This window comes from Litchfieldia alkalitelluris (genome assembly GCF_002019645.1).
Taxonomy (GTDB): domain Bacteria; phylum Bacillota; class Bacilli; order Bacillales; family Bacillaceae_L; genus Litchfieldia; species Litchfieldia alkalitelluris.
On the sequence record NZ_KV917374.1, the window covers coordinates 1,581,013 to 1,594,511 of the forward strand.

A 13,499-nucleotide genomic window follows, 5' to 3' on the forward strand; every position below is an offset into this window, starting at 1 on the left:
TGAGGGATTTACAGGCAGTTTTTAACATCCGGATTTCCAGAAATCACACTTTCGGTTTATCTTTATCTGTTTATGGGACTAGGAGTTGTGTTAGGGAAGAACTAAAGGGAAAACAGTGGGACGGCTTCTCGTGCTTCAAATGGAAGCATGAGAACCGTCCCACTGCTTCTCGTGCTTCAAATGGAAGCATGAGAACCGTCCCACTGCTTCTCGTGCTTCAAATGGAAGCATGAGAACCGTCCCACTGCTTCTCGTGCTTCAAATGGAAGCATGAGAACCGTCCCACTGCTTCTCGTGCTTCAAATGGAAGCATGAGAACCGTCCCACTGCTTCTTAGTTAATGATGGAATCATAAACCTCATCAACCACTTCATCGCTTTCAATGCCAAATTCCATTCTTAATTGATATCTAATAATGTCTTTATTTACGGATCCCTCAACATTTTTTATGGCTGTTGTTCTCAGCCAATGGGTAATCAATTGAATTTGGTCATCATAATTTAAAATAGTCAAACGAGACACTCCTCTAAGCTTTTCCTTTTAACATCCGTCTAAAGGTCCATTTATATACTCAGTTTGAGTGTTTTGCTAGTTTATCTTATCTTCTTATCAGACACCGTCTTATGATTCATATTAAACTGTGATGGAGACATCCCAACGATTTTTTTGAAAATCCGACTAAAATATAATTCATCCTCGTAACCGACACTTTGACTTATTTCTTTAATCCGGAAATCGGACAAAGCAAGGAGTTCTTTCGCGCGGTCAATCCGAAGATGTGTTAAATAATCAATTGGGCTATATCCTACATACTTTTTGAACAGGCGGGAATAGTGACTTGAACTAAGTCCTGCCATGGTTGATAAATCTGTTAGCGTTAATGAATTATTATAGTGATTTACCATATAATCAATCGTCAATTCAATCGCTAACGTCGTATCACCAGCTATTTTTTGAGAACGAAAATCTTCAATAATGGTTAACCATAATTCTTGAAAGAGAATTTTCCTTTGAATGGCAACAGACGGACCTCGTCGTTTTGATAGATTGGTAATTTGCTCAAATAATAAAGTGATTCCAGAGATGTTGCTAATCGAATAGATTCCTTTTAAGGGGAAATCTGTTTCTTGTCCTTGCTCCAAATACCAAGTCTCTTTTTCTTCATAAGCAACTGCATAGCTAAACCGAATAAAATAAAACTCAAGTGGATCTGTCGGTGAACCCTTTTTCTCACAAACCATACCAGGAGAATAAATAATCAGTTTTCCTGGCTTTACCTTATGCTTGTTTCCATTAATGATAATCTCACCCTGACCTTTTGTAATTAACCAAATCGAGTGATATTTGTGAATCTTTTCGGCTTTATACCAATCTTGTGGGCAATGTTTATGACCAGCTAATAACAAAGAAAATGTCAGCTGGTTTAGCGATTTAGCGATTTTTCCGGGTTTTGTCATGAAAACCACCATTCCTTAAAGAACGTTTATGTTGTATAAATACGTGATTTGCCCTTTAATATACCAGTTGTTTGTCGTGGTCTATGAATTACTAACCTCATCAGATGATTCTTTATTTTTGCTTTTTTTTGTTAAAAATAAAGCTGTAACCCAAGCGGTAATCGGAATAACCATTGTTACACCAATGCCAGCACAAAGGAGAGTAATCATTTCTGCACTAAATATTTTTGAATTAACAATTTCCCCAACGGAGTAAGATAAATCTTTAAACCAGATAAGCAAAGCTAAATATCCGCCAAAAAATGCGAAAAACAAAGTGTTCGTACTTGTCCCTAAAATATCTCTGCCAATACTTAATCCTGATGTGAATAACTCTTTTCTACTAATAGACGGATGATGATAATGGATTTCACGCATCGGCGATGAAATAGCTATCGCAGTATCAGTAATGGCGCCTATGGTGCTCATAATAATCACAGACACTCCAATTTTCACAAAGTCAATTCCAATAAAAAGTGAAAATATGCTAAGCTCCTCAATTTCTTCTGCACCAAAACCCTGAATCATTGCCTTTTCAGAAATAATAACAATAAAAAAGAGTAGTATGACAGTTGAAATGATCGTAGAAATGAAGGCTGTTTTCGTTTTACCGTTAATTTCGTTAATATAAAATAAATTAATACAACTAATGATGGTCGATGCAATGATCGTCAAGATAATCAGATTTACATTAGGGTCATTCATGATAAAAATAATGATAATGAGCACACCAAAATTAAAGAATAACGCTAAAAACGATCTTGCTCCTTTTTTCCCACCAATAAGGGTCATCAATAGAAACAAAATACCTGCTAGCAAAACTAATGCATTCATGACCTAGCCCTCTTTCTATTTATGAAAAATAAAGTCGTGTATAGACCAATCGGAATGGTTAAAACGATTCCGATTCCACCAGCTAGAGCACGAGCTAATTCTAATGATAGGCTCATAGAGAGAGTAAATCCTAGAGGAGAACCATTTTTTAAATATAAAAGAATCATCGGTATGGAGCCACTTATGTAAACAAAAAATAAAATATTGGTCATCGTTCCCATAATATCTTTTCCGATTTCCATACCTGAATGTTTAAGAGCTTTGACGGCAATATTGTTATTTCTCTCATATAACCCAAAAATAGAAGAAGACATTGTAATGGCAACATCCATTACTGCTCCAAGAGATCCGATAAATAGTCCAGCCATAAATACCATTTGATAAGGGCGAGTTAAAAACTGCATTTCCTCATACCGAAGGCCATTTTCAGAGGTTACCCAAATAACAAGATATGCAATGAGCAATGAGCTAAACGTTCCTAATAAGGTAGCAATAATTGCTGCATAAGTTTTTTCATTAAAGCCGTTAACTAGTAACAAAGAAATGACAGTAAATAAGACAACACTAAAGCCACAGATCCATACAAGACTTATTTCTGAATGAGTTAGGTAAACATCCAGTGCAAAAGATAACAACACAGCATTAATAGCCAAGCTGATAATCGAAAATAAACCTTGTTTTCTTCCGACGATGATTAAAAGCAAGATAAAAACCCATGCGACAATCAAAACGTATTTATCACGTTTAACATCAACAATCGTACCTGTTATATTATTTTCATCAATTGAAACAAACACTTCTTGCCCTACTTGATATTCTTGATCATAAGCTTTGGATAAGGAATACTCGTTGATTATGGTAATATGCTTATCTTTTGCTTCACCATTTTTTAGGATCGCAATGATCTCTTGAGTGAAAAGATGATCCTCATTGCCATGAATATCAATGAGTTCAGTCGATTCTTTAAGCTCAATTTGGACAACCTCAGCTATTGGGCGTGAGTAGAAGGAATAATTATTGTTTACAAAAATAACGGTGGATAAAAAAGAGATTACTAGCAACATATATATATACATTTGTTTTTTTGGTATTTTTATAAATTTATCTCTTAGACTCAAAGTACAACATCCTAACTACTTGTAATATATGAATTGTACTATACTCCTGTAGCTTCCACCACTGGAGCATTGTTTGGATAAGAAAAGTTTTCAATATAGAGTTTTTTTACAAAAGCAATATGATTTTAATAGCTATGTCATAAACATTTAGTGCTCATTGGTTAGTAGTGATAGAACAACTATGATACTCTATAGTTAAATACTAAAAAGGTGGTTTGTATATGGATATCTCGATTCCAAAAGTCACATTAAATGATGGGTTAACAATCCCTGTTATCGGGCTAGGGACATATAAACTTAAGGGTGAACAAGGAGTCAATTCGATGGTAACGGCGATTGATGAGTTGGGTTATCGACTGATTGATTCAGCTTATAATTATGAAAACGAAGGGACTGTAGGTGAAGCGGTTCGACGCAGTTCTGTTGCAAGAGAAGAGTTAAGAATAACCTCCAAGTTACCTGGACGTTATCAAACGTATGAACATGCGATGACGACGATTCAAGAATCATTATATCGGGCAAACCTGGATTATTATGATTTATACCTAATTCATTGGCCAAATCCAAAACAAGACCTTTACGTGGAAGCGTGGCAAGCTTTAATTGATGCGAAAAAACAGGGGTTAATTCGCTCAATTGGAGTATGTAATTTCTTACCTGAACATCTTGAGAGACTAGAAAAAGAAACAGGTGTGAAGCCAAGCCTTAATCAAATCGAATTACATCCTTTTTTTAATCAAGCCGAACAAAGAAAATGGCATGAAGACAATGACATTATCACTCAATCTTGGAGTCCGCTAGCGCGAGCCATTGAGGTATTACATAATGAAACGATCCAACAAATTGCAACGGAGCGCAACAAGTCTGTTTCACAAATCATATTACGCTGGCATTATCAACTCGGAGCAGTCTCGATTCCAAAGTCAGCTTCACCAAACAGGCAGTTAGAAAACATATCAATCTTTGATTTTAACTTAGATGAAAAAGAGATGAACCTCATTTCAGGATTAACACGAGTTGACGGAAGATTACAGGGGCAAGACCCAGCTGTATACGAAGAATTTTAAGGAAGCAGGGGGACGGTTCTCCTGCTTCCCTTTATTTTCTGTTCTTTTTTGCATATTTTATATATATCTTAAATATTGACTAAATAAAAATAAGCAGATGGGGGAGAGTGGATGAAATATCGCCTGTTTGGCGGAGTAGTGAAAATTCCAGTCGGTCCGGGCTCTAAAAGAAAGATTTTAAAAGCAGTTGTTGAGGCTCATATGAGCGCTTTTCTTGATCACGGAATCTTTCCGAGTTGGGAAAATTATGAGGTCTTTCCGAAGTTTATTGAGAATATCGAAAAATATTCCTTAACCGAAAATGACATTGCAATACTAAAAGGTTTCTGGATTGATCGATTAATATCTGAAATGGAATACGCTAGTAAGTGGATACATTCATTTGAAAGTTATACTGATGAAAATGATGACGTTCATAAGTTAATTGAACTATGGACTCAAGACAAAGGAAAGCGGGAATTTCTTAAGAGAGCACATGATCTTTATAAGGATAAATATGAAAGCTGAGTATAGAGGAAAGAATTTAAGAGGTAAGGAGCCTGTGGCTTCTTACCTCTATTAATGTGCACCATTCTTTCGTTATTTTTCATTAGAAAAAGTTGGACTTTTTCAGCAGTCTCGACTCTTCACTATATGATATTGTTTATTTCTGGAAAAAGCTGTGACAAGTTGTTATCATCATTTTAAGTGAATGAAACTAAGGGGGGGTAAAAATGATTGGTTTTATTATAGGGATGATCGTGTTCATTTTTGTTGTCATGTTGGTCGCTGTGAAAAGCAATTCTACTAGGACGAGGACAGTACGGAGAGTAAGGGGGAGGGTGAAAAATGAGAATATGCCTGATCTATTAGGAATCAATAATAGTGGAGTTCCTATTGTTCAAGCGTTAAATTCATCCCTTTCACCTTCATATTTAGGTAATGTCAAAAATCGCGTATTAATGGAACACCCCAACTGGCTAGATCACGAATACGAATGGACTTTTTTTGAATTGAAACGATATTTTGTAATGAATAGTATTCTAAAATCTGTCCCGATGTTCAGCAGTCAAGTTGATGAAATATGGCATCAAATGCTCATGTTCACAAGGGAATATGAAAAATTCACGAAGGATTTCTACAAAGAAACCTTACACCATACTCCTACGCTTGAGAGCACACCGATCCCAGGGGAGAGAGCGTTTTTTGACTGGATTTACCTAAGTCTGTTTGAGCCAACGTCAAATAGTAGAATCCTGTGGGGTGGATTTTTACGGAATCCAATAAAGCGTGAAATCCTTAATGATTTCCGAATTCTAACAGAAAGCGAACTTCTAAATAAATATTTCCGGCAGCATGACGATTGGATGGACGTTAAACGAGGCTTGATACAAAAAATGAAAAACGAAATTAATGGTGCCGACGCTATGAATCATAGCCATAATCATAATGAGTCCCATTCTTCTACGCAGAATACCCAACTAGTAAACTATGCACTTGGTGCTGCAGTCTTTTATTCTCTTTATCAATCAGACCATTATGAAGATCATATGAATGAAATTGTCCCGGAAGAATATGAGGACGAAAATGGTGGAGGAGCAGGAATTTATTGCTCTGGTTATACTTGCAGTACTTCTGATGACCATTCAGGAGGAGATTCGGGCGGAGATTCCGGGGGAGCAAGCTGCTCTAGTTTTGGTGGAGGCTGCAGCAGTTAGGTCAGGAAGCGCTGGGACGGTTCTCATGCTTCGTCGAGAAGGAAAAAAGAAGCGCTGGGACGGTTCTCATGCTTCGTCGAGAAGGAAAAAAGAAGCGCGAGAACCGTCCCCTTGCTTCCGAGTTTTTAAAAAACAACTTGAAAAATCGAAATATTACGTAAATAATAAGGTATAATTAATTTAATAGTTTTTCAACTTAATTTTATGTCAACCATGGGTTATCCATAAAAAATAAACATCACTATGAAGAATATGAAAGCGTTTCCTGCTGTTTGTAGTACTTGGCCAAAATACTAAATTGGAGTTCTAAAATGATGAAGAACTTGAAAATGCTGGCTTTAAATCGGTATAAAAACTTAAAAATTAAATATAAGTTAATCGTGTTTATTTTAATCCTTTTACTTGTTTGTTTATCGTTCATTATCATAGGTTTTCAATATGCGTTTAACACTTATGATGAACAAATCTATCGAAAGTCTTCACAGGTATTGATCATGTCTTCTAATCGAATCGAGGATGAACTGAAAAATATTGAGGAAGTTACGTATAAGGTCGCTACTGATTCTGTCATTCAAGATGCCTTAACTGACTCATATGAGAGTTTATCAAAATATGAAAAATTTCGAATTGAACAGGAAATTTGGGAAAAGTTAACTAGTTATATTGGTTCAGAGAACTATATACAATCGATTCATCTATTTAACCGAGATGGCAAAGAATTTCGGGCTGGTCGAGCTCCATCCAAAAACTTATATAATCACAAAGGTACCCTCATAAAAACAGCCGAAAATGGGAGTGGAGGAAATGTTTGGATGTCACTAGAAGGCTCCAATAACACCATTTTTTCTACAAGGGAGATTAGATCTTATAAAAGGCTTAGGTTTGAAAACCTTGGATCATTAATTGTTGAAGTGAGGTTACATGAAATCGTTGACGAACTTTCAAGCGAAAGAGAAGGTGAAGGTTTTATCGCCATGTCTAAGGGAGATGATATGTTCTTTGTTGAAGATCCCACAATCGACCTGAGTGCAATAGATTTATCAGCAGATGATCCTCAAGGATACAAAATCCAACAAATGCTTGGACGCAGCAACTTTGTTACTTATTCTAAATCACCATATATGGATTGGACGTATTGGAGTGTCATACCATTTGACACCATGTTTGCTAAGGTGACAATGATAAAATATATGGTTATTTTTCTCTTTTTGGCAATCATGATCTCTGCTATTTATTTAGTGGTTCGATTCTCTAAGAGAATTACGAATCCTATAGAAAACTTAGTCTCAGCTATGAAGTATGTCGAAAGAGGAGACTTTAAAGTGGCTGACACATTTACACCTTCCCAATATCATGATGAGGTTGGTATCCTTCATCAGAATTTCATTCAAATGATTGAGAGAATTAATGATCTGATTAAAGAAAATTATGAAAAGCAATTATTATTAAAGGATACCGAATTTAAAGCCTTACAATCACAGATTAATCCACATTTTCTTTATAATGCATTGGAATCAATTAATTGGTTAGCAAAAATAAATCAACAGCAGCAAATATCCCAAATGGTAGAGTCGCTAGGTTTTTTATTAAGAAACGCTATAAGTATTCAAGACGATGTCATTACAGTACGTGAAGAAGTTAAAATGGTTGAGCATTATGTAACGATTCAAAGATATCGATTTGAAGAGCGATTAGAATTTTCATTATCTGTCGATGAAGAAGTAAAGGATTGTGTTTTACCTAAACTGGTTATTCAGCCACTAGTGGAGAATGCGATTATATATGGATTAGAGAGGATGATAGAGCCTTGTAACATCCATGTATCTGTCTTGAAAGAAGGAGATTATCTACAATTAGCTGTAGAGGATAATGGACCGGGAATGGACAAAGAGCAGCTTGACAAGGTTAGAAAAGGTGAAATGAAAACAAGAGGCACTGGAATAGGCTTGCGTAACATTGATTCAAGAATTAAATTTGTATTTGGATCAGAGTACGGACTTCAGATTGATAGTGAATTGAACAAAGGGACAAAGGTCAGTATTACTATTCCATACCAGAAGAGGTGGGATTATGTACAGAGTACTATTGGTAGATGACGAACGAATAATTTTAGAAGGCATTTCACGAATCATCAATTGGAATGAATTAGGGACCAATTTGATAGGTACAGCCAGAAATGGGCTTGAAGCTTATGATTTTATCACTCGAGAAGAGCCTGATATTGTTATCTGTGATATCCAAATGCCGGGGATGAACGGTCTGGAATTAGTCGAACTCGTCTCAAAAGAAAAACCTTTTATAAAGTTTATTATTTTATCAGGATTCAACGATTTTAATTACGCGAAGCAAGCCATGGAATATGGTGTGAAGCATTATTTATTAAAGCCATGCAATGAAAAAAATATTGCTGATGCATTATTAAAATTGATTGCTGATTTAAACAGAGATGCCAAAAGAGAACAGTTTCTTATGGAAACAAAAAGCCGTCTTGATCAAGTTCAACCTTTAGTGAAAAAGCAATTATTAAAGGAATTTATTTCGAGTAAGCCTGAGAGTAATAGAGGTGGGATTCAGTTTTATGAAAAACTGCTAAGAATGAATTTTCAAGAGGAATTTATTCGTCTTGTCATCTTTAGAATTGAAGGAGAATTTCATTATGAACACATGTTTGTTATTGAAAACCTCGGCGAAGATCTATTTTCACAATCAATCTTATCTACAAGTATAGGGGATAATGTTTTATTTCTTATAAATGAACAAGGTTTTAATCAACTTCAAATGAAAATTGAACAACTACGTGATCATTTCAACGATATTTATGGAATGGATATGACCGTAGCCCTAAGTGAAGTGGACTGTATTACACAGGTGAGAAGACTTTATTTAGAAGCATTAGAATGTCTGAATCATCGTTTTTATTTAGGTGAAGGAAGTATCATCTCAAAAAGCGATATTCACCAAGACCAAAGAACAAATGATTACGAATATGACGGCCAGAGCCTTTGTTTGTTTATTAAGTCCGGAAACCTAGAAAAGGTAGAAAGTGAAATTACTAGCTTTTTTCATGACTTAACAAAAAGTCGGTTTCCAATCAATTTAGTTCGTTCATATGTAATGCAGGTATTTTTAGTGATCATTCAACAATCTGATTCTAGTAAAATCCAACACTATATGGAGAAAATGTCAAAATTAATTGATATGGATACGATTCAACAAATGGAAGAGTTTTTTCTTTTTACAGCAAAAGAAATCACACAGGTTCACTATGACAGACATAAATCCAATCATTCTGACATCATTCAAAAAATAATGGGCCTTGTGGAGGAAAACCTTGCTAATACCGAACTATCACTGAAATGGGTGGCCCATAAGGTGTACATGAACGCCGATTATTTAGGGAAACTATTTAAACAAGAAACGGGTCAAAAATTTTCAAGCTATGTGACTCAAATGAGAGTAAACAAGGCCATCGAACAAATTCACTTGATGGAAGAAGTAAAAGTATTTGAGATTGCTGAAATGATCGGATATGGAGACAATCCACAATATTTCAGCCAAGTATTTAAAAAACTAACAGGGTATTCTCCGTCAGAATATAAAAAGGCAAATTAAAGATACTAGGACTCATTATCGATATGGAGATAATGGGTTTTTATTTTTCTACAAGTGTTACTCGTGAGTATGAGAATAGTGCAAGTTAATACTTAGTGTAAACCATAAAGAGGTAATAACTATTGCTCGCTGATTACTTGGAATGAGTGGAGAGCCATGCCACTCCTGCGGGATACACGGGGCAAAGTGAGACCCCGCACAGGAGCCTGCGACGAGGAGGCTCACCGCACCGCCCGCGGAAAGGGCATGGATCGCAGTGAATGGAAAGTTCACCACCCATGGTGTTAATACTCATATTTGCTAATTCTTCCTTTCTTAAAAAAGTAAATTAATTAATAGTTTAACTATAAAAAAACGAATCCTCAGAATTCACTGATTTTTAAACAGTGTTATCTGTTTTTTCCATGTTAAAAGATTCATAGAGCCTATAAAATAAGTATTGTAAACGCTAACAAAAAATGGAACAAGGGGGAAAAAAGAATGAAAAAATGGTTAATGTTATTATTGTCAGTCTTCATGGTATTCTCTCTCGCAGCTTGTAGTGGTAGTACATCTAGTGATACTCCGGCAGACTCTGGAGATAGCGGAGATGGTGAGGAAAAACAAGAAGAAGTAAAACTTCGTATTGCTTGGTGGGGTTCTGAGCCAAGACATGATTACACACTAAAGGTTATTGAAATGTATGAAAAAGAAAATCCAGGTGTAAAAATTCAAGCTGAGTATGCAAGCTGGGATGACTACTGGAAAAAGTTAGCGCCTCAGGCTTCAGCATCACAATTACCAGACATTATCCAAATGGACTTATCATATTTCTCTCAATATGCTGAAAATGGTCAGTTAACAGATTTAGCTCCTTTTATCGGAAATCAACTTGATGTTACAAATTTCACTGATAACTATGTAGATGGTGGGAAAATCGGTGACAAGCTATATGGTTTTAACTTAGGGGTTAACGTTGTTGGTTTCCATTATGATGAAGCCTTATTAAAGCAGGTTGGAGTCGACTCTCTTTCTGAGGATTGGACTTGGGATGAATATAAAGAAGTTGCTGCTAAAGCAAAAGATGCAGGACTTTATGTGGACACTGGAATGAAAGCAGATGTGTTTTTCAACTACTATTTAAGAACACAAGGGAAATCTTTATACAATGAAGATGGAACTGCACTAGGTTATGAAGATGATCAAATGTTTATTGATTTCTTTGGAATGACTTCACAGTTAGTAAAAGATGAAGCAGTACCAACTCCTGACTACATGGCACAGATTAAAGGAATTGAAGATGATCCTGTAGTTAAACAAGATGCAATTGGTATTTGGCAATGGTCAAATCAGTTTGTTGGATTACAACAAGTAGCTAACAGAGAATTGAAAATCCAAAACATGCCAGGACCTGGTACAAGTGATGGTTTATATCTAAAACCAAGTATGTTCTGGTCAGTTGCAAACAATTCTGAGCACAAAGAAGAAGCAGCTAAGTTCATCAGTTTCTTTGTAAACAATGAAGAAGCAAATAAATTAATCTTAGGTGACCGCGGAATTCCTGGATCATCTGTTGTGAAGGAAGCTCTTAAGCCAGTTCTTTCACCACAACAAGTTCAAGCATTTGATGCTGTTGCATGGGCTGAACAAAACAGTTCAGCATTTGATGGTCCAGATCCAATTGGAGCAGGTGAGATCATTGAAACACTTGATCTTTTAGCTGAACAAATGGCTTATGGTCAACTTTCAGTAGAAGATGCAGCAAAACAATTTAGACAACAAGCAGAAAGCATTTTATCTCAAAATAAATAAGGAAAATGACTGATAGCTGATCATCTTCGATCAGCTATCAGACTTTATTCGATTATTGGAATTATCCTAGAAAGGAAATGATCGTATGAGTACACGCGCTCTCAAGCAAAATGTAACAGGGTACCTATTCATAAGTCCCTTTATTATTGGATTTCTAGCGTTTACTTTTATCCCCATTTTGGCTTCCTTATATTTTTCATTTACAAAATATAATATGTTCGGGGATCCTCAATGGATTGGGTTACAGAACTATGAAAAAATGTTTAATGGTGACCCAAGATACTGGCAATCTCTAAAAGTAACCCTCCTTTATGTAATTGCTGGTGTTCCCTTAAGACTTGGATTCGCACTTATGGTTGCAATGATTTTAAACACAGCTTCTAGAGCCGTAGGGCTTTACCGTTCTTTATTCTATTTGCCATCTTTAATTGGTGGAAGTGTTGCGGTTGCAATTATGTGGCGTAACATCTTCGGAGATGAGGGGATTATCAATCTACTACTTGTGTTCCTCGGTATTCCGGATGTCCGCTGGTTTGGAGATCCAACTGCAGCACTTTGGATGCTTATTTTCCTATCAGTTTGGCAGTTTGGGTCATCGATGTTAATTTTCTTAGCTGGGTTGAAAAGCATTCCAGTTACGTATTATGAAGCAGCAAGTGTAGATGGTGCTAACTATTTTCAAAAATTCTCGAAAATTACACTACCAATGTTAACGCCAGTTATTTTATTTAATACAATTATGCAAACTATTGCTGCATTCATGACATTCGTTCCTGCATTTATTATTTCAAAAGGAACTGGTGGTCCATTAGACGGTACACTTCTCTACTCATTATACTTGTTCATTCAAGGTTTTGAATTCTTTAATATGGGATATGCTTCTGCAATGGCTTGGATCATGTTAATCATTGTTGGTATTCTTACCGCGCTCATCTTCTTCTCATCGAAATTTTGGGTTCATTATGAATCTGAAGGGGGGAAATAGGAATGCAATCAGATGTTAAAATAAAACCCGAAACAAATCCAAAAGGGTTACATGTGCCAAATGTAAAAAAACCTAAGTGGTGGATTTATCATTTATTGGTCGGAACCTTTGCGGTACTAATGCTCTATCCGGTCATTTGGCTATTAATGAGTTCATTTAAGCCAAGTGAAACCATTTTCGTAACAGCACAATCACTAATCCCAGATCCATGGATCTTTAGTAACTATGGTAAAGGGTGGGAAGGAATTGGTGGAAATACCTTTGGAGTGTTTATCAAAAACACGGTTGTTCTTGTTATTTTTACAATGATTGGTCAAGTCATTTCCTCAGCTGTTATTGCGTTTGGATTTGCGAGATTAACATTTTTCGGAAAAGGTTTTTGGTTCGCACTAATGATGGTGACCTTAATGTTACCGTATGAGGTTGTTATGATTCCTCAGTACATTATTTTCGCGAAACTAGGATGGTTAGACTCAATTAAACCTATTGCGATTCCAGCCTATTTTGGACATCCGTTTTTCATATTCTTACTTGTTCAGTTTATTAAAACGATACCAAGAGAATTGGATGAAGCAGCAACAATCGATGGTTGTGGTACATTCAAGATTTTTTACAAGATTATCTTACCGTTGATTAAGCCAGCATTAGCTACTGCAGCAATTTTCTCGTTTTACTGGACTTGGGATAACTTATTAGGACCTGTTTTATACTTAAATAGTCCTGATAAATACACGGTTTCAATGGCATTAAATATGTTCTTAAGTAATGAAACAGTCTCAAACTGGGGTGCGATGTTTGCGATGTCGATTGTTACCTTAATACCGGTATTTGTGGTCTTCTTCTTGTTCCAAAGACATGTAGTTGAAGGTATTAGTACAAGTGGATTAAAGGGGTAAGAT

The 13,499-nt window shown here is 35.9% G+C and carries 12 protein-coding genes; 8 read left to right on the plus strand and 4 right to left on the minus strand.

Going from position 1 to position 13,499, the window contains the following annotated elements:
* Positions 1–333 precede the first annotated feature (333 nt).
* The 4 genes from BK579_RS07385 to BK579_RS07400 form a co-directional block, all read right to left on the minus strand.
* Positions 334–522 (minus strand): hypothetical protein, encoded by a 189-nt coding sequence (locus BK579_RS07385; RefSeq protein ID WP_204524693.1) that lies wholly within the window; start codon positions 520–522, stop codon positions 334–336.
* 71 nt (positions 523–593) lie between these two features.
* A complete protein-coding gene (locus BK579_RS07390; RefSeq protein ID WP_078544582.1) occupies positions 594–1,457 on the minus strand; it encodes an AraC family transcriptional regulator in 864 nt (287 codons plus the stop codon).
* Positions 1,458–1,538: 81 nt separating this feature from the next.
* Positions 1,539–2,330 carry a YibE/F family protein gene (locus tag BK579_RS07395; RefSeq protein WP_078544583.1) on the minus strand — a complete coding sequence of 264 codons (792 nt, stop codon included), beginning with the start codon at positions 2,328–2,330 and terminating at the stop codon, positions 1,539–1,541.
* Positions 2,327–3,406 carry a YibE/F family protein gene (locus BK579_RS07400; protein WP_078550451.1) on the minus strand — a complete coding sequence of 360 codons (1,080 nt, stop codon included), beginning with the start codon at positions 3,404–3,406 and terminating at the stop codon, positions 2,327–2,329. Before BK579_RS07400 ends, BK579_RS07395 begins: the two co-directional genes overlap by 4 nt.
* Before the next feature lie 263 nt (positions 3,407–3,669).
* Here BK579_RS07400 and BK579_RS07405 point away from each other — a divergent pair, with 263 nt between their 5' ends.
* The 8 genes from BK579_RS07405 (at position 3,670) to BK579_RS07440 (ending at position 13,496) form a co-directional block, all read left to right on the plus strand.
* On the plus strand, positions 3,670–4,515 hold the full coding sequence (locus BK579_RS07405) for an aldo/keto reductase (protein ID WP_078544584.1): 846 nt from the start codon (positions 3,670–3,672) through the stop codon (positions 4,513–4,515).
* A 111-nt stretch (positions 4,516–4,626) separates the two neighbouring features.
* Positions 4,627–5,022: a hypothetical protein gene (locus BK579_RS07410; protein WP_078544585.1), complete on the plus strand. Its 396-nt coding sequence runs from the start codon at positions 4,627–4,629 to the stop codon at positions 5,020–5,022.
* Between the two features lie 206 nt (positions 5,023–5,228).
* Positions 5,229–6,212 carry a glycine-rich domain-containing protein gene (locus BK579_RS07415; RefSeq protein ID WP_235848369.1) on the plus strand — a complete coding sequence of 328 codons (984 nt, stop codon included), beginning with the start codon at positions 5,229–5,231 and terminating at the stop codon, positions 6,210–6,212.
* A gap of 314 nt (positions 6,213–6,526) precedes the next feature.
* A complete protein-coding gene (locus BK579_RS07420) occupies positions 6,527–8,308 on the plus strand; it encodes a cache domain-containing sensor histidine kinase (RefSeq protein WP_235848370.1) in 1,782 nt (593 codons plus the stop codon).
* Positions 8,283–9,824, plus strand: a complete 1,542-nt coding sequence (locus BK579_RS07425; protein ID WP_078544586.1) for a response regulator transcription factor — start codon at positions 8,283–8,285, stop codon at positions 9,822–9,824. The genes BK579_RS07420 and BK579_RS07425 overlap by 26 nt, the downstream gene beginning before the upstream one ends.
* A 480-nt stretch (positions 9,825–10,304) precedes the next feature.
* Complete coding sequence (locus BK579_RS07430) at positions 10,305–11,615, plus strand: ABC transporter substrate-binding protein (RefSeq protein ID WP_078544587.1); 1,311 nt, start codon at positions 10,305–10,307, stop codon at positions 11,613–11,615.
* Positions 11,616–11,700: 85 nt separating this feature from the next.
* Positions 11,701–12,600 (plus strand): carbohydrate ABC transporter permease, encoded by a 900-nt coding sequence (locus BK579_RS07435; RefSeq protein ID WP_078544588.1) that lies wholly within the window; start codon positions 11,701–11,703, stop codon positions 12,598–12,600.
* 2 nt (positions 12,601–12,602) lie between these two features.
* Positions 12,603–13,496, plus strand: coding sequence for a carbohydrate ABC transporter permease (locus BK579_RS07440; protein ID WP_078544589.1), 894 nt, complete (start codon positions 12,603–12,605; stop codon positions 13,494–13,496).
* Positions 13,497–13,499 lie beyond the last annotated feature (3 nt).